23 protein-coding genes, 1 tRNA gene and 2 pseudogenes are annotated in these 23,360 nt (G+C 57.6%); 9 read left to right on the top strand and 17 right to left on the bottom strand.

The features are described from left to right. Positions 1–17: 17 nt before the first annotated feature. The 3 genes from ACA055_RS16555 to ACA055_RS16565 are packed head-to-tail and all read right to left on the bottom strand — an operon-like array spanning position 18 to position 1,576. Positions 18–290 (bottom strand): MmoB/DmpM family protein, encoded by a 273-nt coding sequence (locus ACA055_RS16555; protein ID WP_497679625.1) that lies wholly within the window; start codon positions 288–290, stop codon positions 18–20. Continuing rightward, entirely contained in the window at positions 287–1,282 is a 996-nt protein-coding gene (locus ACA055_RS16560; protein ID WP_497679626.1) for an aromatic/alkene monooxygenase hydroxylase subunit beta, read from the bottom strand. Before ACA055_RS16560 ends, ACA055_RS16555 begins: the two co-directional genes overlap by 4 nt. Before the next feature lie 39 nt (positions 1,283–1,321). Next, the gene (locus ACA055_RS16565) at positions 1,322–1,576 is read right to left on the bottom strand and encodes a phenol hydroxylase subunit (protein WP_497679627.1); all 255 of its coding nucleotides are present in this window, start codon (positions 1,574–1,576) and stop codon (positions 1,322–1,324) included. A gap of 387 nt (positions 1,577–1,963) precedes the next feature. Here ACA055_RS16565 and ACA055_RS16570 point away from each other — a divergent pair, with 387 nt between their 5' ends. From ACA055_RS16570 to ACA055_RS16585, 4 genes and pseudogenes are all read left to right on the top strand, one after another. Further along, on the top strand, positions 1,964–3,661 hold the full coding sequence (locus ACA055_RS16570) for a sigma 54-interacting transcriptional regulator (RefSeq protein WP_497679628.1): 1,698 nt from the start codon (positions 1,964–1,966) through the stop codon (positions 3,659–3,661). Positions 3,662–3,821: 160 nt separating this feature from the next. After that, positions 3,822–4,356: pseudogene (locus ACA055_RS16575) on the top strand (pyruvate dehydrogenase E1 component-related protein); the annotation flags it as partial. 46 nt (positions 4,357–4,402) lie between these two features. Continuing rightward, on the top strand, positions 4,403–4,684 hold the full coding sequence (locus ACA055_RS16580; RefSeq protein ID WP_497679629.1) for a lecithin retinol acyltransferase family protein: 282 nt from the start codon (positions 4,403–4,405) through the stop codon (positions 4,682–4,684). Between the two features lie 194 nt (positions 4,685–4,878). Next, positions 4,879–6,096 carry a DUF3422 domain-containing protein gene (locus tag ACA055_RS16585; RefSeq protein ID WP_497679630.1) on the top strand — a complete coding sequence of 406 codons (1,218 nt, stop codon included), beginning with the start codon at positions 4,879–4,881 and terminating at the stop codon, positions 6,094–6,096. Positions 6,097–6,137: 41 nt separating this feature from the next. Here the strand turns inward: ACA055_RS16585 and ACA055_RS16590 are convergent, their stop codons facing one another. From ACA055_RS16590 to ACA055_RS16600, 3 genes and pseudogenes are all read right to left on the bottom strand, one after another. Next, on the bottom strand, positions 6,138–6,401 hold the full coding sequence (locus tag ACA055_RS16590; protein WP_497684519.1) for a hypothetical protein: 264 nt from the start codon (positions 6,399–6,401) through the stop codon (positions 6,138–6,140). A 29-nt stretch (positions 6,402–6,430) separates the two neighbouring features. After that, a pseudogene (locus ACA055_RS16595) lies at positions 6,431–6,814 on the bottom strand (phosphotransferase enzyme family protein); the annotation flags it as partial. 67 nt (positions 6,815–6,881) lie between these two features. Continuing rightward, the gene (locus tag ACA055_RS16600; protein ID WP_497679631.1) at positions 6,882–7,547 is read right to left on the bottom strand and encodes a polysaccharide lyase family 7 protein; all 666 of its coding nucleotides are present in this window, start codon (positions 7,545–7,547) and stop codon (positions 6,882–6,884) included. 265 nt (positions 7,548–7,812) lie between these two features. Between ACA055_RS16600 and dapF the strand changes: the two genes are divergently transcribed. Beyond that, positions 7,813–8,631, top strand: a complete 819-nt coding sequence (dapF, locus tag ACA055_RS16605) for a diaminopimelate epimerase (protein WP_497679632.1) — start codon at positions 7,813–7,815, stop codon at positions 8,629–8,631. 130 nt (positions 8,632–8,761) lie between these two features. Here dapF and ACA055_RS16610 read toward each other — a convergent pair whose 3' ends face one another. Together ACA055_RS16610 and ACA055_RS16615 are read right to left on the bottom strand one after the other, a co-directional pair. Continuing rightward, entirely contained in the window at positions 8,762–9,196 is a 435-nt protein-coding gene (locus ACA055_RS16610; protein WP_497679633.1) for a GFA family protein, read from the bottom strand. 70 nt (positions 9,197–9,266) lie between these two features. Beyond that, positions 9,267–10,208: a carbon-nitrogen hydrolase family protein gene (locus tag ACA055_RS16615; protein ID WP_497679634.1), complete on the bottom strand. Its 942-nt coding sequence runs from the start codon at positions 10,206–10,208 to the stop codon at positions 9,267–9,269. A gap of 104 nt (positions 10,209–10,312) precedes the next feature. Between ACA055_RS16615 and ACA055_RS16620 the strand changes: the two genes are divergently transcribed. Next, complete coding sequence (locus ACA055_RS16620; protein WP_497679635.1) at positions 10,313–10,996, top strand: winged helix-turn-helix transcriptional regulator; 684 nt, start codon at positions 10,313–10,315, stop codon at positions 10,994–10,996. Between the two features lie 649 nt (positions 10,997–11,645). Here the strand turns inward: ACA055_RS16620 and ACA055_RS16625 are convergent. The 8 genes from ACA055_RS16625 to ACA055_RS16660 form a co-directional block, all read right to left on the bottom strand. Next, entirely contained in the window at positions 11,646–12,881 is a 1,236-nt protein-coding gene (locus ACA055_RS16625; protein ID WP_497679636.1) for a saccharopine dehydrogenase family protein, read from the bottom strand. Positions 12,882–12,908: 27 nt separating this feature from the next. Continuing rightward, positions 12,909–14,006, bottom strand: coding sequence for a carboxynorspermidine decarboxylase (gene nspC / locus ACA055_RS16630; protein ID WP_497679637.1), 1,098 nt, complete (start codon positions 14,004–14,006; stop codon positions 12,909–12,911). Between the two features lie 269 nt (positions 14,007–14,275). Then, a tRNA-Gly gene (locus tag ACA055_RS16635) sits at positions 14,276–14,351 on the bottom strand. A gap of 63 nt (positions 14,352–14,414) precedes the next feature. After that, positions 14,415–14,975 (bottom strand): CDP-diacylglycerol--glycerol-3-phosphate 3-phosphatidyltransferase, encoded by a 561-nt coding sequence (pgsA, locus tag ACA055_RS16640; RefSeq protein WP_497679638.1) that lies wholly within the window; start codon positions 14,973–14,975, stop codon positions 14,415–14,417. 32 nt (positions 14,976–15,007) lie between these two features. After that, complete coding sequence (gene uvrC, locus ACA055_RS16645) at positions 15,008–16,831, bottom strand: excinuclease ABC subunit UvrC (protein ID WP_497679639.1); 1,824 nt, start codon at positions 16,829–16,831, stop codon at positions 15,008–15,010. Positions 16,832–16,833: 2 nt separating this feature from the next. Continuing rightward, positions 16,834–17,475: a response regulator transcription factor GacA gene (gene gacA / locus ACA055_RS16650; RefSeq protein WP_008015884.1), complete on the bottom strand. Its 642-nt coding sequence runs from the start codon at positions 17,473–17,475 to the stop codon at positions 16,834–16,836. Positions 17,476–17,601: 126 nt separating this feature from the next. Then, on the bottom strand, positions 17,602–18,045 hold the full coding sequence (locus ACA055_RS16655) for a GNAT family N-acetyltransferase (protein WP_497679640.1): 444 nt from the start codon (positions 18,043–18,045) through the stop codon (positions 17,602–17,604). Further along, a complete protein-coding gene (locus tag ACA055_RS16660) occupies positions 18,045–18,803 on the bottom strand; it encodes a carbon-nitrogen hydrolase family protein (protein ID WP_497679641.1) in 759 nt (252 codons plus the stop codon). Before ACA055_RS16660 ends, ACA055_RS16655 begins: the two co-directional genes overlap by 1 nt. Positions 18,804–19,429: 626 nt before the next feature. Between ACA055_RS16660 and ACA055_RS16665 the strand changes: the two genes are divergently transcribed. Beyond that, complete coding sequence (locus ACA055_RS16665) at positions 19,430–20,518, top strand: 3-deoxy-7-phosphoheptulonate synthase (RefSeq protein WP_497679642.1); 1,089 nt, start codon at positions 19,430–19,432, stop codon at positions 20,516–20,518. Positions 20,519–20,570: 52 nt separating this feature from the next. Here ACA055_RS16665 and ACA055_RS16670 read toward each other — a convergent pair whose 3' ends face one another. Further along, positions 20,571–21,617, bottom strand: coding sequence for a hypothetical protein (locus tag ACA055_RS16670; protein ID WP_497679643.1), 1,047 nt, complete (start codon positions 21,615–21,617; stop codon positions 20,571–20,573). 339 nt (positions 21,618–21,956) lie between these two features. On the opposite strand from ACA055_RS16670, the gene ACA055_RS16675 reads away from it, so the two are divergent. Together ACA055_RS16675 and ACA055_RS16680 are read left to right on the top strand one after the other, a co-directional pair. Next, positions 21,957–22,838: a lipase family alpha/beta hydrolase gene (locus tag ACA055_RS16675; RefSeq protein ID WP_497679644.1), complete on the top strand. Its 882-nt coding sequence runs from the start codon at positions 21,957–21,959 to the stop codon at positions 22,836–22,838. A 107-nt stretch (positions 22,839–22,945) separates the two neighbouring features. Then, a complete protein-coding gene (locus tag ACA055_RS16680; RefSeq protein ID WP_008029538.1) occupies positions 22,946–23,227 on the top strand; it encodes a peptidylprolyl isomerase in 282 nt (93 codons plus the stop codon). Positions 23,228–23,360: the final 133 nt, after the last annotated feature.

Consider the following 23,360-nt stretch of genomic DNA (forward strand, 5'->3'; position numbering starts at 1 on the left):
CTGCAAGCTGATGTCGTTCAGCTGTTCCAGTGCAGGGAAAAGCTGTCGTCTTCTTCCTCGACGTTGCCGCCCAGGGTGATCACGTACATCAGCATTTCCTGGATATCCCACGGGCTGCCGGTGATCTGCTCCACGGTTTCGCGGCGAATATCCAGACGACCCGGGGCCTCGATGCGAATCATCGAAGGCTGATGCTGGATCTCGGCGTGGGGGTTGTCCTGCTGGATGGCTTCGACGATCGAGCGTGCGTAATCGGTGTCTTGCAGGTTGATGTAAACAAGGGACGTCATGGCTTCACTCCGGTCAGGCCGACTTTCTTCAGGCGGGTGGCGAACTCGCTGCAGACTGCATCCAGCGCGGACTCATCCAGGCCCAGGCCAGCCAGTGGTCGTAAGGCTTCGACGGAACGCTGGCTCCAGTGATCGACCCAGCCCTCCACCAGCGCCTTGTTCTCGGCGCTTTGGTTGATCACCGTCTTGAGCAGTGCATCGACCCAGCGTTGGCTTTCGGCGAACCACAGGCGCATGAACTCGGTCAGCATGCCGACCTGACCGGCGCCGTTGGCCGAGAGTTGTTCGTCGAGTTTGTGGAACAGCAGCGGATACACCAGGCCATCGCTGACCACGTTTTGCGCCACGGTCAATTCGAACCAGTCGCGCACCACCAATGTGTCTTCAACGTAGCGGCGCATCCCCTGCCACGCAGGGGCGTTCAGCCACTGCTGTTTGGCCTGGGCGAGGAGCAGGACATCGCCGTCATCGAGCATCAGGCCGATACGCGAGAGGTACTGAGCGATACCCAGTCGATCCATGGCCTGGAACATATGCATCTGGGTGACGCTGGTGCCAAAGCCGTCGGCGGCAATGTTGCTGTTGTTCATGTTCGCGCCCAGCTCGGCGTGCCGCAGAGGCAACAGCAGCGAGCTGATCAGCTGGACATTGTGCGGCGAGAGGCTGGCGGGCATGTCGCGTTTCTCACAGAACGCGTAATCGTGCTCGGCATTTTCCTGCATCTTGGCCCGAGCCTGAACATACGCGCCGTAGTAGTACTGGCGCGGGTCGGTGACCGCGTACCAGTCGGCCATGACCACGGCGGTACGGGTGGCATCATTGAGCAATTTGTCCGGTTGCCACAGCGGCCGATAATGGAAGTTGGTCGCAGACTCGATGTCGAAACTGGCTTCCTGGTAGCGGCTGGCGACCTTGTCGCCAAACCGGCGACGCGTGTGGCTAAAGGTGTTGCGGATCGTCTCGACGGTTGTCGTCTTGATCTCGACACTCATGGAGTGGACTCCTGTAGTTGTTGTTTTCTGGGGGGCAGCTTATTCAGCGTCGCGGGGTTCGCCGTAGCGCCACTTCTGCGCATCGGCATCGAGGGCGTCGGACATTTGCGTGTCCATGTGCTGCACATGGTTGTTTTCGCAGAACTGCTTGAACGCCTGATGCGGCAGCACCAGCTCGACAAACAGCTCGGGATAACCGATGGCAAAATCGAATTCGACGAAGGCATCTTCTGGTTCGCTGCGTACACGGACGTAGCGCGGCATTTGATCGAAGGTGCTGCCAGATGGGCTCATGCTCGGGTACTCCCTTGTAGTTATGCAGGGGTACGGAGCAACAACGGTGCCAGCGCCTTGAAACTGGAAAAAATAAAAGTATTAAGCCTTTAAAAACAGCTAGTTAGGATGAACAACAAAAAGTATCTGCGCGCGTGATGCGGGGGTTTCAGCACGGCGTCGGCTTCGAGGAATTGATCATTTGGTAAGGGATTTGACTATTCTTTATCAAATGGTGAAAGCGCTGAGAAATTTGACTTTCAAGTGGATTTCAGGACGTTCTATATAGGGATTTTCAGCGCAGCCAAACCGTCGCGAAAGTCCCGACACGGTGCCGCAGTAACGCCCCAGCCTAGGCGTAGGAACCGGGTCATCCCCACAAACAAAAAAACACAGGGGTGCGTTTGCATGACCACGAAATACCGAGCCTCTGAGCATTCAGCACTGCTCAAGGATCTGACTGATCGAATTCATTTTCTCGGCAGCGAAGGAAAGATCTGGCTTGATGAGCAACGCATGCTGCTGATGCAGGTGTCGGCGATGGCATCGTTTCGTCGGGAGCTGATCGAGATGATCGGCGAAGAACGCGCAAAGGGATTTTTCCTGCGCCTGGGCTACCAGTCCGGGCTCAAAGATGCGGAGCTGGCACGAAAGCTACGGCCCAACGGCAGTGACATCGATATGTTCCTGACAGGCCCTCAGTTGCACTCGCTCAAGGGCATGGTCAACGTCCGTCCAGTGAAGATGGACATCGATATCGAGGCTGGAACCTTCTATGCCGACATCGAATGGATTGACTCTTTTGAAGTTGAAAACCACCAGAGTGAACAACTGCATTCCGATCAGCCGATTTGCTGGATGCTGCTCGGATACGCGATCAGTTATTCGTCGTTCTTCATTGGCCGGCAGATCATTTACAAGGAAGTCAGTTGCCGTGGATGCGGCGACGCATTGTGCCGGATCATCGGTAAGCCCGCGGAGGAATGGGAAGATGCCGAGACCTTCATGCGCTATTTCCAAAGTGATTCGATCATCGACGAATTGCACACCCTGCAGCTGCAAGTCGAGAACATGAATCAACGTCTCCAACTGCGTGCAGGTCAGTTTTACGGCATCGGTCGTTCGGCGATATACCGCAAGACCTGCGATCTGATTGACAAGGTTGCGCCGGGCAAAGCATCGGTTTTGCTGCTGGGTGAAACCGGCGTTGGCAAGGAGGTCATTGCTCGCAGTTTGCACTTGCGAAGCGAGCGGGCTGGAGGCCCTTTCATTGCCCTGAACTGCGCAGCCATCACGCCAGACCTGATCGAGGCCGAGCTGTTTGGCGTTGAAAAAGGCGCCTACACAGGGGCTCAACAATCACGCATGGGACGCTTCGAGCGGGCGCATGGCGGCACGTTGTTTCTCGATGAAATCATTGAGCTGACACCACGGGCTCAAGCCAGCTTGCTACGGGTTTTGCAAGAAGGCGAACTTGAGCGAGTGGGCGATAGCCAGACCCGCCATGTCGATGTCCGGGTCATTGGCGCGACTCACGAAGACCTCGGCCAGGCGGTGAAGGAAGGACGTTTTCGCGCCGACCTTTACTACCGACTGAACGTCTATCCCGTTCGAATTCCCGCCCTGCGTGATCGTCGCGAAGACATCCCGCTCTTGATCGAACATTTCCTGGAAAAGCTGCATTTGAGCTACCAGAAAAAAACCCTCGGGTTGTCGGATCGTGCCAGCGAGGCCTGCCTGCGCTACGACTGGCCCGGCAATATTCGCGAGCTGGAAAACCTGATCGAGCGCGGCGTGATCATTACTGACAGCAATCAGAGCATTTCCGTAGAGGCACTGTTCCCGCACCAGTCCGCCGAGGCCCATAGCATTGGCCTGTCGAGCGAGGGCAATTTGATCAGTCAGAAGCTGGAGCCAGCGGATGAGTGGGTGGATCGGTTGCTCGACCTGGGGGTAAGCCTGGAAACGATGGAAGAACAGCTCTTGCAAGGCGCCATGGAGCGCGCTCACCAGAATGTCTCCGAAGCTGCGCGCCTGCTGGGAATGACCCGACCAGCGCTGGCCTACCGGTTGAAAAAGTTGCCGGATGACCCAGGGTCACGCTGACGACTGGCCATGAAATGAAGGGCAGAGAGCGTGCTGAAAAACTGCCCTTCGACGGCTTCTCAAGTGGCGAGTGGTCTCCTGACCTTGTCCGGAATTGGCTATTTGATTGGCTCAATTGCCCGCTTAGTGTGACGGCAAGTCCTCACAAGCGGTGATTGAAATGAAAGACCTTGATCCGGTTGAAACACAAGAATGGCTCGACGCCCTGGAATCCGTGCTTGATCACGAAGGCGAAGACCGCGCCCAATACCTGATGACCCGCATGGGTGAACTCGCCACTCGTGGCGGCTATCAACTGCCCTACGCCGTTACCACGCCTTACCGCAACACCATTCCGGTCGGCCACGAAGCACGCCTGCCGGGAGACCCGTTTATCGAGCGACGCATTCGCTCGATGGTTCGCTGGAACGCGCTGGCCATGGTCGTTCGCGCCAACAAAAAAGACCCGGATCTCGGCGGTCATATTTCCAGCTTCGCCTCAAGCGCCACGCTCTACGACGTCGGCTTCAACCATTTTTTCCAGGCTCCGACCGACGAACACGGCGGCGACTTGAAACTGCAACCTGCAGCGCCTCGACGGCCCGGTTCGCGGCAACAGCAAGATCATCCAGGAACTCGAAGGCGTGTTCCGCGGTGCGCGTTGGAACGTGAACAAAGTGGTTTGGGGGCGCCATTGGGATGCGCTGTTGGCCAAGTTTGAGCCGTTTCGCCAACGGGCGGCAGGTCCGTGTCAGGAGGCATATGCAACCCGGTTTCAAGCCGGAACAGATCCTGAGGCGTGCGCTCTCCCGGTTGGGAGAAAACCGTTATCGTCTACTTACAAACAACTGCGAACATTTCTGCCATTGGTGTCTTTTCGGGAAGAGTGAAAGTCAGCAAGTTCGCCAGGCATTGAGTCACCCCCTGAAGGCTTTTCAGTTGATGACGCAGTACTGGCCGCTGCTCATCTCCTTCTATTTGCCCCTCGTTCGAACATTCGCTTGCAGGATCTTGCCTGCCAGCATTTCGACCGGACGCAGGTAAAGCGGCACCGACAACGTCCGACCCCTCAGCAAGGGTGACAGGGTGCGGCGTAATGCGGATGTATCGAGTGACTCGTGGGTTCGTCAACGTGTCCCATCCACATCAGCAGCCGATCAATCCCTGAAGCGACTTTGAGTTTTTCCGGGGAGCCTGATCGAAAGCGCCAATAACAATACCAACATGGCCTGAACAGCATGCATCCGCAAAGACAAACCCTGCACAACGAACTGCACGCGCGCCCGTCACTGTATTTCGACGAACCGGCCCATGTGTTTCATCTGGCCTTCCTCGGCGGGGAATTGGAGTGCAATGCGCTCCTTGAGAATTGCTGTCCTGCCCCCTTCGACCTGCATGCCGCCCAAGGCATTTCCCAGCTCGATGGCCACGCCCTGAAATGGGAACGCCACGCCGAGTTCTTCACCCTGACCCTGGTGGTCACTTCTTCCAGCGATGACCTGTCCTGGACATCGCTGCCAGAGGTGCTGGCGCAAAAGGTCGAAGTGCATTTGCCGCAGTTGATCAACTCGGTGCAGATCGTCGTGCGTGGCGAAACCGGCCTGGACCTCGCCCGCTATGGTTTCAAGGATCCGTGCGGTTCTTGCGTGGGCGGTGGCGATGCGGTGGTCTGGAGCGATTTTCGTCTCTGCGAGGACGGCAGTAACCACTTGCTGTTCGTCAACCGACGCCTGAACGCCTACCGCCAAGGACGGATGATCCGCCGCCTGCTGGAAATCGAGACCTACCGCATGATGGCCTCACTGTCCTTGACCACGGCGAAGACCTTGAGCGCGCAACTCGATGTCTTTGACAAGACGTTGGTCACCCTCTCCGAGCGTAACGCCGACGCTGACAGCGGCAACGCAAAAGCCCTGCTGGCGGACATCTCCAACCTTTCAGCCCAAGTGGTCAGCAGTACCGCGAAAACCCGCCACCGATTCAGTGGCACCCAGGCCTACGCCCAACTGGTGTACGAGCGCTTGGGCGAATTGCGCGAAAGTCACGTAGGTGATTGCCAACGCCTCGGGGTGTTCATCGAGCGCCGCTTCAAGCCCACCGTCCGGTACTGCACCGCCACCGAACAGCGCCTGGAACACCTGGCCAAAAGCGTGGCCAACCTGGGCGACCTGTTGCAAGCCCGGGTTCAGGTGGAAATGGAAGAACAGAACTCGGAGATCCTCAAAAGCCTGAACAGCCGAGCCGATGCCCAGATCAAGATCCAGCGAGCCGTGGAAGGCCTGTCGATCATCGCCATCACCTACTACCTGCTGAGCCTGCTCAAGCTTGGTTACTCGGGGTTGAACCTGCTCGGCGCCGAGTTGGCCCCGCGGGAAGCCATGCTGATCATGACGCCCCTCGCGATCGCTATCCTTTCGCTCATTGTGCTGCGTATCAAGAAAGTCAAAGAGCACTGAAATCGCGAATCGCAGGGACAAGTAACACTGCAGTCAAGGGTTCAAGTCAGCGCTCTTTGCTCAAGCCCCGGCCGTTCGCTTCCTACCAGCGGTGCGAGTGACTTGGCCGAAGCCGTTTCGCTGCGCGCATGCACCCAACCCAGGTAGGTGAAGCCGCGCAACAGGAAGAACACGGGCAGCATTTCCTCAAACTCCGGTGGCAGAGGACGGACCTCCTGATAGCCGTCGACCAGGGCCGCGAGCAGGTCGTCGAAACAGTCATCCCCCAGAACGGGGAACAGTGTGGTGGCAAGAAGCGTCCCCACCAGGGTTGTTCACCCAGCAGACCTTGTTCGTCCCAGGCGTGGCGGGTGAAGCTGGCGGGCGCCTGCCATTGCACGGCGAAGTTGTGCATCTGGGCCATCAGCTTTCCGATGATCCGATAGTTACGGCGTGCTGCCGGTACATCATCAATGGTCTGTTCGACACTGCCGATCTGCTTGCCTTCCAGCCAGGCCATCACATCGATCTGGCGCGCCTCAGGCACCTGCGGCACCTGCACGTTGTTGAACCAGGCGCCGTCTGTGGCGGCTATGACTCGCGCTGTGTCCACCCCATAGTCGGCGAGCGCCTCGACCCATTGCAGTTCGGCCAGCAGTGCCTCGTCGCTGTGGTAACCCGCACGGTGCACGCGCATGACCATCCGCGTGCCGTTGGCTGGACAATTTACCGAAGTCATCTATCGGAAAGATATTACGTCGGGACCTGCGCGAGCGCGCCTGAGGGCGTAGTAGTTCAATCCTGGCTTAACTTTTTTTGTGACCGGCGTCCAGCTTGTAAAACGTAGCCCGGGCGCCCTCACTGTTATAACCGATATTATCTTGGGTATAGACGCCCGCCTTGAAGTACAACCGTTTGTTCTTCCAGCTCGAACTCAACTGATTACCCCAAGTATAGTTTTCAGCACTGACCTGCAAGTAACCTGCGGAACTCAAATGAACCGCATAAGAGAACTTCTTGTTGAGAGGGATATCCCTGGCAATGATGATGGCAGTGTCGTCGCTACCAGGCTTTTGCCGATATTTAGCGACGACATCGCCACGTTTCTTACCCGTGTCGTACAGGTATTCAACTTTTAGCAGCGGATCTTCTCCCTGGTAAATATGGATCTGGCCGATAACTACCCTGCCGGAAGAAGGCATCTGATTGATAGCCAGAGTGGCTTTCAGTGCGCTGTCGCCCTGCGGATAGGTCCAGTTGCGTAACTCTCCATCCTTGAACGTCTCACGTAACTCGGTGCGCGGAAACTTTGATTTGGCGGTGGTAGAGCCAGATACCGGCGACCAGAAAAACAGCGTGCTGCCAGATCGAAAATAATGGTCGGAATAACCACTGGTCAATCGAGGGGTGTCAATGACTCTGGAAGGTGTTCCTACAGGAATGGTCAAGTTCCATGTTGTTAAATCAATCACGTCAAACTCCAATCATGGAAGTATTCTCGACTTCACCATACAGCAAAAAACTGTCAATCATTGAGTTAAACGAGTTGAACTACAAACACCATGGCAGGACGGGAGATGTACTTGTTTTTCTAGATTGTCAGGGATACATGGCACTGCCTTGGTCGATTTTCAAACGCACGGCTGAGCGCTCATACCGCTTGCAAAAGTTATGCGAATGCGGCTCCATCGCCTTTAAACGTCAATTCACCACCTGTCTCGTCGTCGGAATCTATCCATGCCACTGAAGTTTCATAAAATGCACGCCAATGGCGATGACTTCGTTATTGTGGACTCGCGAAACTCGGCCAATCCAATGACAAGTACCCTGGCTCGGCGCCTGGGTGATCGGAACCGAGGAGTCGGATTCAATCAACTCGCGGTGGTGCTTGACTGCGATGACGCTGATGCGCGCTTGATGTTCTGGAATGCCGATGGCTCCACGCTGGATGTGTGTGGCAGCGCAACGCGAGGTGCCGCGGATAGGCTGATGCGCGAATCAAATAGTACGTCGATAGCGCTCCGAACCAACCGTGGTCTTCTGACTTGTGAACGAACCTCAAGCGGCGCAATTTCCGTCAACATGGGGGAGCCGCTTTTCGGCTGGTCGGATATTCCCCTGGCTCTGGAACTGGATACTGCTGTTTTGCCCCTTGCTGGCAGCCCGACAGCTTGCAGCATGGGAAACCCGCACTGCACCTATTTTGTGGATGATCTGACAGCCGTTGATATAGCGACAATCGGACCGACAATTGAAACCAACCCCCTATTCCCCCTCAGGACGAATGTGCATTTCGTCCAGGTCATTGACCGAAAGCACATTCGGTTGCGCATCTGGGAGCGCTGGGGTGGTGTTCCCCTCGGTTCAGGTTCCTGCTCTTGCGGCGCCGTTGTTAATGGCATTCGTCGTGGCTTGTTAGACAATCGCGTTGAGGTGGAATGTGATGGCGGAACCGTAACGGTTCAATGGGATGGCGTGGGACCTGTCATTCTCATCGGACCGGTAGAGACGCTTTTTTCGGGGACAATCACGGATAACTTATTTCAAGCTTCGTAGCTGCCATACCGTGTCCCGTACAAACCTTACATAATCAAACCAGTTGCCAGTCATGCGGCAGCAGTTCCGCATAACTGGCAATCGGTGCAATCAAGCAATGCGGGATCGCCAGACGCTTACCTTGCTAGCGCTATTCGTCCACGCTGATGCCCGATCCCCCTAACTCCTTGGGGACATCCTTCAGCTTGGGCAATCCATCTTTGATGCGCAGCACGCTCTCCTGATAGTGGACGTGAACGTCTGGCGAATACGCGAGATCGGGGATGACCGCGGCATACACGTCGATGAGCCCCATCCCCGGGTGTTCGGCGAAGATGTGCCCGCCGCAAGTCTTGCACCACTTACGGGAACTCTGCGGTGTCTTGTTGTAGGTGCCGATGTTGTCGGCACCCCGAGTCACTTGCACCGCCTCGGGTTTCCACAGCGTGAAGGCATTGACCGGACCTGCTGACCAATGCCGACACGATTCGCAATGGCAATAGCCCATCGCGGCCGGTTCGCCGCTGACTGTGAACTCGACTGCACCGCAAAAACAGCTGCCCTTGTAAGACCGTTCACTGCTCATGGCATGACTCCTTGATCAATTATCGCGATGCCACCGGACATGGCGTGGATCGCCTGAACGTTACCTGCCTTCACTCATCGATGTAGCGCACCGCGGTCGCCGATGTGCGCCGTACCTGCAATTCGAAGATGTCAGGGCGCGCATAGTGCCCGGTGACGTCGAGCGCTCGCCGCGCTGGCGCCACGAGTGAGACGTCGATGTCTGCATACAGGATGCCTGCCTCTCGGTGTAATGGACCGGCCACGAGCCGGCCCTGAGGATTGACCACCACCGAGTCGCCGTCGTTGATCCATTCGTCCGGATCGGGAAACAGTTGCATACGAGCCGGGAAGTCGTCGGGAATGTCGCTGCCGCGCAGCGCGGTGCCACTGCCGATAACCCAACAGCGGCCTTCGAGTGCAATGTGACGCATCGTGCTGATCCAGCCCTCGCCAGTGTCATACGTGGGGGCGACGTAGATTTCCACTCCTTGGGCATACAGAGAATAGCGCGCCAGCGGCATGTAGTTTTCCCAGCAGATCAGCGCGCCCACGCGGCCGACCGGTGTATCGACCGGACGCAGCCCGCTTGCATCACCGAAACCATGCACCATTCGCTCGGGATTGGTGGGCATCAGCTTGCGGTGTCGGTTGAGCACTGCGCCGTTGGCGCCGATAACGACTACGCTGTTATAGAGCGTGCCGCCTCCATTGCGCCGGTCGCATTCATTGATGCCGCACACAATCGTCACGGCGTGAACCCTGGCGGCCTCGCACAATTGGCTCATGTCACCGTTGGTGATATCGACGGCGTTGGCCAGCAGCCGCGTGTGTAACTGGCCCATCACGGCCCCGTCCCTTCCCGCCGCCAGTCGCCAGATCCACGACGGATAACCTGGAATGAACGATTCGGGCAAAACAATCAGCGAGGCGCCCGCCGTCGCTGCCTCAGCGACCGATTGCACGGCCCGGGCGATGGTCGCGCTGCGATCCAGCAGCACGGGCGGACGCTGAATGATGGCTACCTTGGTCATGGCGTTCTCCTTTGGCAGTTGGCTTTCGAAGGCTTCAGCCTGCGCGTGGCGAAGTCGCGGGGCTAGTTCAGAATCTGAAGTGTTGTAGTTGCGGAGTACAGGCGATGGAAGATAGCTACGGTCAGTTCTGCACGGTCGCGCGCGGTGCCGAAGCGCTGTGCGAGCGCTGGACGCCTTTGGTCGTGCGCGAGCTGCTGTGCGGCAGTAAGCGCTTCAATGAACTGCACCGCGGCGTACCACGGATGTCCACCGGACTGTTGGCCCAGCGGCTGCGCCATTTGGAAGAGATCGGTGTCGTGCATCGCACGGCCGTCGGCAAAGTCTGGGAGTACAGCCTGACCGAAGCGGGAGAGGAATTGCGCCCCATCATCATGGCGCTCGGCCATTGGGGTGCGCGCTGGATCGGCAGTCGCCTTCGCGATGACGAACTCGATGCGGGCCTGCTCATGTGGGACGTGCGCCGGTTCGCGCGCATCGAGGAGTTCCCGTCCCGACCGGTGGTCATCCACTTCAGCTTCCGCGACGCGCGGCCCGGCGAGCAAGCGTGGTGGCTCGTGGTCGAACATGGCGTGGCAGACCTGTGCCGCGACGACCCCGGACGCGAACTGACGCTCGTCGTGGACTCCAGCGTGCGCGCATTGACCGAGGTGTGGGCTGGCGACCGTACACCGAAGGAGGTTCTTAAGTCGCGAGAGCTGCGTGTAGACGGCGCAGTGCAGGATGCAGAAAACCTGTGGCGCTGGCTTGGCACCAGTGCATTCGCCGGTACCCGCAGCGCTGCACGCTAGCCTTGGCGGCTGCCATCGTGAAACCTGATACACATAAAGGTCGAAAACTTACGGCAAGCGTGGGCCATGCAACCCATCTCTGTGGCGCCAGGTATGTCGTTGGCAGGGTAAATACCGGATGAGGAACGGAGGGAGCTGCCGAATGGAATTGTGAACGAAGGTGCAGTACCTTGTATTTGTAACTTCCTCGTGTCGCAATCCTATTCAGGTTGAGAGGTGGTATTCATGAACAACATCATCTACATCGTCGGGCTAGTTGTAATTGTCGTGGTTATCCTGTCGTTCCTCGGGTTTGCATAGATTAGAAGACTGTCTTGATGTTACTTGCCAGTCGTGATGGGCAAGCATCGGCCAGAAGCAGTCATTCAGACGCACCTACAAGAGACGAGCACGTTTGCTCACGGCGCGCTCAGTGACGATCCGTGATCCGTATGGCTTTCCGGAAAACATGAACCAACTCGCGCGGAGCGTCGATGGGACGCTCGTCATAACGAAACTCGCCGCCGTAATCATCCTTAATGATCCACGCGCGATGTCGACTCGCCCAACTCACAAATGATGCACAAACCAAAACGCCGCTCAACGAGCGGCGTTTTTGCATCTAGAGCGGAAAACGAGATTCACCTGTATTTAGGGAATCCCGGGCGCCTCAACTCCAGGGACGGTCTCCATTCTCGTCCTTGATGCGGGTCGGCAGGCCCATCACATCCAGCGCCTTGAGGAACGGCTCAGCCGGCAGCTCCTCGACATTGACCATACGCTGCACGTCCCATTCGCCACGGGCGACCAGCAAGGCTGCGGCCACGGGCGGCACGCCAGCGGTATAGGAAATGCCCTGGCTGTCGGTTTCAGCGTAGGCGTCCTCATGATCGGCCACGTTGTAGATGAACACCTCGCGCGGCTGGCCATCCTTGGTGCCCTTTACCAGGTCGCCAATGCAGGTCTTGCCGGTGTAGCCGGGCGCCAGCGAGCTTGGATCAGGCAGCACGGCCTTGACCACCTTCAGCGGCACGACTTCCAGGCCTTCGGCGGTCTTGACCGGTTGCTCGGAGAGCAAGCCGAGGTTCCTGAGTACGGTGAACACATTGATGTAGTGCTCGCCGAAGCTCATCCAGAAACGCACATTGGGCACGCCGAGGTTCTTCGACAGCGAGTGCACTTCATCGTGACCGGTCAGGTAAAGGTTCTGCGCCCCTACAACCGGCAGGTCGTCGGTGCGTTTGACTTCGAACATCGTGTTGCTGGTCCACTGACTGTTCTGCCAGCTCCACACTTGTCCGGTGAACTCGCGGAAATTGATCTCCGGGTCGAAATTGGTGGCGAAATACTTGCCATGGGAGCCGGCATTGACGTCGAGAATATCGATCGAATCAATGCGGTCGAAATACTGTTGCTGCGCCAGCGCCGCATAGGCGTTGACCACACCAGGGTCGAAACCCACACCGAGAATGGCGGTGATGTTCTTCTCTTTGCACTCTTCGAGGTGGTTCCACTCGTAGTTGCCATACCACGGCGGCGTCTCGCAGATTTTGCCCGGTTCTTCGTGAATGGCGGTGTCCAGGTAGGCCACGCCGGTATCGATGCAGGCACGCAGCACCGACATATTGAGGAAAGCGGAACCGACGTTGATGACGATCTGCGATTCGGTTTCGCGGATCAGCGCCTTGGTCGCCTCGACATCCAGGGCGTTCAGCGAGAAGGCCTTGATGTCGGCGGGTACTTTGAGGCTACCCTTGGCCTTGACGCTGTCGATGATGGCCTGGCATTTGGAGATGTTGCGCGACGCGATAGCAATACGACCGAGTTCATCGTTGTGCTGCGCGCACTTGTGGGCCACCACCTTGGCGACACCTCCTGCACCAATGATAAGTACATTCTTCTTCAATTTATCTCACTCTCCTTCTCTGCCAGCTTACGAAAGGCTGGACATGTAGTCGTTGTAACCAAACTCGCGAACCACCTCGACACTACCGTCGAGTTGTTTCACTACGATGGACGGCATTTTCAGGCCGTTGAACCAGTTCTTCTTGACCATGGTGTAACCCGCGGCGTCGATGAACGACAGCCGATCCCCGATGGCCAGCGGGCGATCAAATTGATACTCACCGAAAATGTCTCCGGCCAGGCAGGATTTGCCGCACACCATGTAAGTGTGCTCGCCCTCGCTGGGCGCCAGCTTGGCATTCAGGCGATAGATCAGCAGATCAAGCATGTGTGCTTCGATGGAGCTGTCCACGACCGCCAGGTGCTTGCCGTTGTAGAGGGTGTCGAGCACGGTGACTTCCAGCGAGGCGCTCTGTGTGATGGCGGCTTCGCCCGGCTCCAGATAGACCTGCACGCCGTATTTTTGCGAGAACGACTTGAGACGCGCGCAGAATGCGTCCAGCGCGTAGTCTTCACCGGTGAAGTGGATGCCGCCGCCGAGGCTGACCCACTCGACCTTGTGCAGCAGATGACCAAATCGCTCCTCGATGGTGCACAGCATCTGGTCGAACAGGTCGAAGTCGCCGTTCTCGCAATTGTTGTGGAACATGAAGCCAGAGACCTGCTCGATGACCTGCTCGATCTTCACCGGATCCCATTCGCCCAGACGGCTGAATGGCCGCGCGGGGTCAGCCAGCAGATAATCCGAGCTGCTCACCTGCGGATTGACCCGCAGACCGCGCACCTTGCCTGCTGAAGCCTCGGTGTAGCGCTGCAACTGACCGATGGAGTTGAAGATGATCTTGTCGCAGTTCTCGAGCATCTCCTCGATTTCGTCGTCGGCCCACGCCACGCTGTAGGCATGAGTCTCGCCAGCGAACTTCTGTCGACCGAGCTTGAGCTCGTAGAGCGACGACGACGTGGTGCCGTCCATGTATTGCTGCATCAGGTCGAACACCGACCAGGTGGCGAAGCACTTGAGTGCCAGCAGGGCCTTGGCCCCGGACTGTTCACGCACATAAGCGATCTTCTGCATGTTCGCCAGCAGTTTTTGCTTGTCGATGAGGTAGTACGGCGTTTTGATCATTTCGAGGCCTCCGGCAAGGCCAGCCAAAAAAAGGATGCGCATTGTGCCTTCACTGACTACATATCGAAAGAGCAAAAGCCCAGTTCGCTGAGTCATCCTGAAGTGAACCGAGGAGCATGTAGCACAATGGGACGTCGAACATGTTGTTTGTACGGCCTCAGCCGCGAGGTCCCTCTCCCTGCGTGGTAACAACTATTGTGACATTGCCGAACCCAAATAACGCGCAAACAAAAACGCCACTCTAAATAGAGTGGCGTTTTTGTGAATCTTGGAGCGGGAAACGAGACTCGAACTCGCGACCCCGACCTTGGCAAGGTCGTGCTCTACCAACTGAGCTATTCCCGCGTCTTGGTGTGGCGCATTCTATCGAATCCAGATGCCCCGTCAACCCTTTGATTCAAAAAAGTTTTATTTCTTTTCGGTATCCGTCTTCAGATGCGGCCAGGCAGCCCGCAGATACTGGACCATTGACCACAATGTCAGGCCGGCGGACACCAGCAACAAGGCGTAACCCACCAGCACCCAGAACGTGAAGTCCGACGGATTGGCCAGCAAGATCACCAGCGCCAGCATTTGCGCGGCGGTTTTCCATTTACCCAGGTTCGACACGGCGACGTGAGCACGGGCGCCGAGTTCGGCCATCCACTCGCGCAACGCCGAGACGACAATTTCGCGACCGATGATGACAGCGGCTGGCAGCGTGAGCCACAGGTTGCCGTGTTCTTGCACCAGCAATACCAGCGCCACGGCGACCATCAGCTTGTCAGCAACAGGATCGAGAAAAGCCCCGAACGGAGTGCTTTGTTCCAGGCGGCGGGCCAAGTACCCATCCAACCAGTCTGTGGCGGCGGCGAATGCGAAGACCGAGGCGGACGCCAGGTAGCTCCATTGGTAAGGCAGGTAGAACAGTAAAATGAAGATCGGAATGAGCAGGACGCGTAGAACGGTAATCAGATTAGGGATATTCATCGGCACAACTGGCTACGAGGTGAGGTGGCATTCTACTCGCTGTGCAGATTTGCATAAATCAACTCTGCGAGCTTTTTACTGATCCCGGGTGCTTTGGCGATCTCTTCGATGCTGGCACGAGATAGCTCCTGCAATCCACCAAAATGTTTCAACAAATCGCGTCGACGTGTCGGTCCGACCCCAGCCACGCCCTCAAGCGTAGACGTACGGCGCGTTTTGCCACGACGTGCGCGGTGTCCGGTTATCGCGAAACGGTGGGCTTCGTCGCGTATCTGCTGGATCAAATGCAGCGCGGGGGAATCACCACGCAAGGTGAATTCGTGAGCGGCATCATTGAGATACAAAGTTTCAAAGCCGGCCTTGCGCGTCGCACCCTTGGCCACACCCAGCAGAATCAGGTCAGGCACGGCCAGCTCATTGAGCACGTCGCGGGCCATGGATAGCTGCCCCTTGCCGCCATCCACCAGCAGAATGTCCGGCAGCTTGCCCTCCCCGTCCTTCAGTTTACTGAAGCGTCGGGTCAGGGCCTGGTGCATCGCCGCGTAGTCATCACCCGCCGTAACACCTTCGATGTTGTAGCGACGGTAGTCCGACTTGATCGGGCCTTCAGGCCCAAACACTACGCAGGAGGCGACGGTCGCTTCGCCACTGGAATGACTGATGTCGTAGCACTCCAGACGTTGCGGCGGCTCGTCCAGCTTGAGTACTTCTGCCAGAGCTTCGAAACGTGCCGCAACATGTTGACGGTTGGCCAGTCGCGCACCTAGCGCCTGCTCCGCATTTGTAACTGCCAGTTGCTGCCAGCGTGCCCGCGTACCGCGAACCCGGTGACTGATGGTCAGTTCGCGACCACGCAGCTCTTCGATGGCCGCGATCAGGGTCGGGAAGTCTTCGTGAACCACGTTGACAATCAATTCGCTCGGCAAGTCGCGCTCAGGACTGCTAATGAAGTATTGGCCGAGAAACGCAGCCATGACTTCGGAAACGTCTTCCTCGATACCCACTTGCGGGAAGAAGTTCTTGCTCCCTAGCACCCGTCCGCCGCGCACGCTGATCAAGTGAACGCAGGCACCGCCCGGATTGACGAAAGCCGCGATCACGTCGACATCGCCCGTCCCGCCTTCCATGCTCTGCTGATCCTGGACCCGGCGCAGCAACGAGATCTGATCCCGCAACTCGGCCGCACGTTCGAACTCGAGGTTGATCGCCGCCTCTTCCATTGCGGCGGACAACTCGTCCGTCAACGCATTGCTGCGGCCTTCAAGGAACATCACCGAGTGCCGAACGTCTTCGGCATACACCTCGGGCTCCACCAGGCCGACACAGGGCGCCTTGCAGCGTTTGATCTGGTATTGCAGGCAAGGACGTGTGCGGTTCTTGTAATAGCTGTCTTCGCACTGGCGAACGAAAAAGGTCTTTTGCAGCAGGCTCAGGCTTTCGCGAATCGCGCCGGCGCTGGGATAAGGCCCGAAATATTTGCCCTTGGCCTTCTTTGCGCCGCGATGGATGCTCAAGCGTGGAAACTGGCCATCCGAGAGAAAGACATAGGGGTAGGATTTGTCGTCGCGCAGCAGGATATTGTAGGGCGGACGCCATTCCTTGATCAGCGTCTGCTCAAGCAGCAACGCTTCGGTTTCATTGGCCGTTATCGTCGTTTCGACCTGAGCGATGCGAGCCACCAGCGCAGCTGTCTTGGGCGCAAGACCGGACTTTCGGAAATAGCTCGACAAGCGACTCTTGAGGTTCTTGGCCTTGCCGACGTAAAGCAGACGTGCCTCGCTGTCGAACATGCGATACACACCGGGCCGCCCACTGACCGTCGACAGAAAGGCGCTTGGATCAAAAATGTCAGTCATTTTCAGAGGCTGGCATCGACCATGCCGTGACGAACCGCCAGCAGTGTCAACTCAACATCGCTACTGATCGAAAGCTTCTCGAAAATACGGTAACGGTAGGTGTTTACGGTTTTTGGCGACAGGCACAACTTGTCGGAAATGATCTGGACCTTCTGACAGCCGACAATCATCAGCGCGATCTGGATTTCCCGCTCGGACAAGGCGTCGAACGGCGAATCGTTGGTCGGCTGGAAAGACTTGATCGCCAGTTGCTGGGCAATCTGCGGGCTGATGTAACGTTGCCCGGCAAACACCAGGCGGATGGCCTGGACCATTTCCGGAAGTCCGGCGCCCTTGGTCAGATAACCTGCGGCACCCGCCTGCAACAACCTTGTCGGAAACGGATCTTCCTCGCACACGGTGACCGCGACGACTTTGATGTCCGGATGACTGCGCAACAGTTTGCGCGTGGCTTCAAGACCGCCGATACCGGGCATCTTGACGTCCATCAGTACCACATCAGGTTTCAACTCACGCGCCTTGAGCAGGGATTCTTCACCCGACTCAGCCTGGCCGACTACTTGCAGGCCATCGATGTCAGCCAGCATTCGTGTAATGCCTGTACGAACGAGATCATGGTCATCGACTACTAGCACCCTAATCAAGCAGACACCTCGCGATATGGTCTTATTGGGTTGCGGACACCTTAGCAAAAAGCATCTGGCAGACCTAGCGGAAACCGCTATATAAAAAGTTTCAATTCATCTGGAAAGGCTTGCCGTATGCGTGTTTCAGCGATACGACCGATCGACATCCCGCTGCATTTTCAGGAAACACTCATCCTCGCCGACCACCACCAGGCCCTTTCTCTTATATAACGCTTGTGCCGGGTTGTTTTTAAAAACCGTTAATCGCAATGCCGGGCGTCGTTCCTTGCACGCCATGGCAAATACCTGATCGATCGCCCAGGATCCGCCTCCCTGTCCCTGGAACGTTTCGAGAATGTGTAATTCGCGGATGTACAAAGCCCTTGCGTCTCGACTTACGCTCAAATAACCCAGCAGCACATCGTCACGCACAATCAACCGGTTTTCCCGCCCCGCCCAAGCGACATCGAACGCTTCGTCCTGCCACAACAGATCGTACTGAATGTAGTAGCGCAACATATTGCGGCAGGTCAGGTCGCGAGCGAATTTCAGATCCAGAGACGTCGCCGCACGCAATTCAAACGCCATCAAGCCTCCTCGACAGCTACTATTTGCCCTTTCCAACCGCCAGCATTACGGCGCGCAACGACCATCAGGCTGCCAGTACCCGGCGCGGCTGCAATCAGCGAACCGTCCGACGCCCAGATTGCGCTGCGTCCTGCGGAATTCCAGCCACCCGTCGCACCGCCGTGGTTGGCCATCAGCACCACCATCGAATGAGCGCTGGCGTAGCCTTGCAACAACGCGGTATCCGAAGCGTAGCCGGCTTCCGTGATCAGTACGCCCGCGGCATAAAGACCAGCACCCTGCTGCGCCGCCGCAGACGCGTGACTGGCGTGGCAGAAATCGGCACACACCGCCAGCGCGACGGTGTCGACGCCTATCGTCAGGGTCGAACCGCCTGTTCCCGGCGCAAACGCCACCTCCTCGCCTGGATGCAGATGCTGCTTGCTGTAGACCCCGAGTGAACCGTCGGCGCCCAACACCAGCGCCCCGATCAATACTGGCGAATCGTCTGACAGACGAATCGGCATACCAACGACGGTGGTCACGCCAAGCTCCCGCGCGAACTCCCGCAGCGGCTGCAAAACCACGGCATCCGGCGCGATGGCCAGCTCAGCCGCCAACCCACGCTCGTATCCCGTCAGCGATAGCTCCGGAAACACCAACAATTGCACGCCCTGCTCCGCAGCCACCTGCATGAAGCGTTGATGCCAGGCAATGTTGCCGGCAAGGTCACCTGCAATGGAGATTGATTGAGCGGCCGCGATGGTCAGTGGCGTCATGTGTCGTCCTTGTACGGTTGTTTTTGTCGGAACACCGAGTGTGTCACAACCTTCGACGCACTCAAGCAATAGAAAACACCCTCGGTAATCGATAGCAATTTCTGATTGAATACGGCTACCGGCCTCTAGTAAGCTCGGCTCACTTATCGGAGACAGACCATGTTGAACGCCCTCTCACAGCTTCATACCGCCAGCGCCCTGCGCTCGGTTGCGGCTGCACGGGTGAGCGACGCTTGTACTCCGGTCAGCTTTTATTTTGGGTATTGGTTTAGCCACTGGCGCGCCTGATACCCACACGGCGCCCACTTTAAAACGGGTCGCCGCCAGAGAATTCTCAACCCCCGGTCGGCCTCCCGACCGGGGGTTTTGTTTTTCAGCCCCATCAATTTTTAGCGACACACCAGACAACTCGAGGATTCACGAACATGAACTACGCCACTTACTACCGTTACGACAGTTTTACCGCCTGGCGATTTACCAGCCTCCGCTCGGGACAGCCTGCCGCCTCCGATCGGTCACCCACAGGTGGCAAGCACACACACGCAGCCAATCCGGCCAATTGTCGAACACCCCAGTAGGGCCGAGCGCGCGGGAACGAACCCGCCGCCAGCCCAGGAAGCCTGAATATGAACTCGTCCGTCTCTGCTTTGCCGCTGTCCACCCTGAGTCCTGCCAATGAAGCGCTGACCTTGCGTCTGCCCAGCTCATTGCAACTCAAACAGCAACTTCCACTCACCAACGCATTGAGCCAGCAAGTCGCTGCCCACCGCCAGGCGGTTCGCGCGATTCTCGACGGTGAAGACTCCCGTCTGTTGATCATCGTCGGCCCTTGTTCGATTCACGATCCACAATCTGCCCTCGAATACGCCGACAACCTGGCCCGTCTGGCCGCTGATGTCAGCGACGAAATGCTGTTGGTGATGCGTGCCTATGTCGAAAAACCTCGCACCACTGTCGGCTGGAAAGGCCTGGCCTACGATCCGCACCTGGATGGCAGCGATGACATGGCCGGTGGCCTGACCTTATCCCGTGATCTGATGCGCGAAATGCTCCGCCTCGGATTGCCGATTGCGACCGAACTGCTGCAACCGATGGCCGCCGGCTACTTCGACGACCTGCTCAGTTGGGTGGCCATTGGCGCCCGCACCACCGAATCGCAGATCCACCGGGAAATGGCCAGCGGTCTGGGCATGCCCGTTGGCTTCAAGAACGGCACCGATGGCGGCGTCGGCGTTGCTTGCGACGCCATGCGCTCGGCCGCCCATCCCCATCGTCATTTCGGTGTCGATAGCCAAGGTCACCCCGCAATCATTCAAACCCCGGGCAATGCGGACACTCACCTGGTATTGCGTGGTGGTCATAGCGGACCGAACTTCGACCGCGACAGCGTCGCGCGGGTGCACAGCGATTTGACCAAACTGAAGATTCCGGCCCGAATCATGGTCGATTGCAGTCACGCCAACAGCGGCAAAGACCCGCTGCGCCAGCCGGCGGTATTCAATGACGTGCTTGAACAACGCCTTCAAGGCGACCGATCGCTGATCGGCATGATGATCGAGAGTCACCTCTTCGAAGGCTGCCAACCATTGAGCGCGTCGTTGCGTTATGGCGTGTCGGTCACCGACGGGTGCCTGGGCTGGACCGGAACGGAGCAGCTGTTGCGCCAGGCGGCAGACCGCCTGCGAGCGCAGAACAACCTTCAACAGCCGGCATGACCATCACCCGCCAACCAGTCCTGAACCGAGGACTGGTTGGTGGCTACCTCCTCTATGATTGGATTTGCACCAGCGTCACTTCGGACTGCTGACTGACATCGTCAAGACGCTCCACCGAATAGGCCACCCGAACCTTCAAATCCCGATGTTCCCTCCAAAACCTGTAGGGGACGATAAATACCAAGGGTTCGCCAGCCGTTTCTCTCGATATCTCGCGCTCATCGCGGTGATTGAAATTGGCCCCGTCACATTTCAGGTAAACCAACTCGCCCTCCTCAGCCTGGGCGTCATCGATCACGATGGTCACGCCATCAATGGCGTCTTGCAGATCCAACCAGCCCTCATCGACCTCCAGTACGGTGGGAGGCAGAAGCGGTCCTCGTGTCAGTGGACCGATCAACAGCCGCGCAGGCTCCGAGTAACGGGGTGTTCGGCCGTCCTGTTCGACGCAATAACTGATGGTCACAGTGGACCCGAGATTAGGGGCAATGCAGTCGGGGCTTACCCAAAGCGACAGTTCGCCGCCCACCGCAAAGGACTCGACCTTTAACGCGTCATTGAAACTCGCCTCGGGCGTAATACCCGCCCAAGACAGTAACACCCTGTCTCCAATTGCCATCCGGGCGTAAGGCCTGATGGTTACAAGTACACCTTCCAATGCTCTGGCGGGGTCGAGCGTACTGCCCACCGCGTCGTTCACAATCGCAGGCAGCAAGTCGGGACTGACATCACCAACGTCAAGTTGTAAACGTCGGGACTGCGCGGGGTGAGGCAATTGCGCACTATGGAGCGTGTAATAAACCTCCAGCGAGCCACCGTCGAGTGTCTCGATATGCGTGCCAGGCACAGTGAACACAATGTCCTTGTCCACCTGTCCCTCGCTGACAAAACGCGGTATTTCATGCTTGTAAGCAACGCCTTCGGCGTCCAGTCCCGCCCAGGACAAAAGCAGTTTGTCTCCACAGGTCATGCATGGATAAGGCGCGACTTTGATGATGGCTTTTCTTGCTGCAGGATCCAGTACGGCGTTCTCCGCCTGTTCCAGCACCGGTATTGATTGCGCTACAGCGGTTTGGGTATCTGCTTCATGGGTGGTCATTCATACGCTCCAGTCCTTGGAATAAACGCCGCTTCGAAGTTCGGCATCGAACGAAGCCTATTGAACCCCATGCGGATGATCCGCGATGTCGGGAGATTGCTTCGGGTTGCACGGACAAATGCCATTCGTGAGGTAAGTCACCAAGCCATAGCACGCAGGACTCGATGAAAAGATGTCCGAATATTCCGACCAAGGCCTCGTCCACATCCGAACTTTCGTACTTTTTCTATTCCGTTTTCATCAGGTTACCGCGGACTCTTCATACATCTTGCGCAGGTTGGAGTGTTTTAGAGTGAGGCCCAAGCCACACCCACGAACTCCTGCGAAGAAGGTAAAAACATGCAACGGAATGCAAGCACTCACTCTCCAATCCTGCTGGTCCATGGGCTGTTCGGCTTCGATCGCATTGGCAAAATCGAGCTCTTCCATGAGATCAAACAAGCCCTCAGATGTGCCGGTGCCAGGGTATTCGTCCCGCACCTGTCGGCGACCCATAGCAATGAGGCGCGCGGTGACCAACTGCTGGCGCAGATCGAACGGGTGCTGGAAGGGACCGATGCGAAAAAAGTCAACCTTATCGGTCACAGTCAAGGCGCACTCGCCGCTCGTTATGCGGCGGCGGTAGCGCCAGACGTCGTCGCTTCGGTGACGTCCGTGAGCGGACCGAACCACGGCTCGGAACTGGCCGACTTTCTACGCAAGGCACTGACGCCCGGACGCCTGCCGGAACATGTTGCCGAGACGGTCGCCACGTTGTTCGCAGACTTTCTGTCGCTGCTCAGTGGCAACCGCCATCTGCCGCAAAACGCCATTGCTGCGCTGAATGCACTGACCACGGAAGGTGTTGGGGCCTTCAATGACAAGTATCCCCAAGGGCTACCGAACACATGGGGTGGCATGGGCCGCGAACAGGTCAACGGCGTTCGCTACTATTCCTGGAGCGGCACCTTGCAGGGCAGCATCCTCGGTGAAGGGCTCAACGCACTCGATCCACTGCACGGTTTCTGCCGGGCCTTTTCCCGATACTTCATCACCGAGGCCGAACAAAACGACGGCATGGTCGGCCGGTTCAGCTCTCATCTGGGCAAAGTGATCCGTTCCGACTATCCGCTGGATCATCTGGACAGCATCAGCCAGACAGCCGGTCAGGTCCGAAAGGGTGTCGACCCGGTTGACCTCTATGTGCAGCACGCCGAACGCCTGAAAAAGGCCGGCCTGTGAGGAATACCATAGTGGGCTGCGCCACATGGACGGAACTTTGAGGAGAAATAGCCCACTGAATCCGGTAGGCTCAGCACTTTATTGAACATTGAAAAGGAGTATTTTCCATGGCTAAAGCCACTGCCCGTCACATCCTGGTTGCCAGCGAAGACAAGTGCAACGAACTGAAGGCCCAAATCGAGGCCGGCGCCGACTTCGCTGAAGTCGCCAAAGCCAATTCCACGTGCCCTTCCAGCCGCCAGGGCGGTGATCTGGGTTCGTTCGGTCCGGGCCAGATGGTCAAGGAATTCGACACCGTGGTCTTCAGCGCACCGATCAACGTGGTGCAAGGTCCGGTCAAGACCCAGTTCGGCTACCACCTGCTGGAAGTGACCAGCCGTCAGGATTGATCGATCCGCGATAGTTTCTTCACAACGGCCCGCCTTTTGGTGGGCCGTTGTATTTCTGTTACGTGATTCGGCTGGCGAGGGACGCGCCGCTAGCGTACAAATTGTCGTTAACGACCACCCGGCTCTAAGGCTG

This window comes from Pseudomonas sp. LBUM1657 (genome assembly GCF_059716075.1).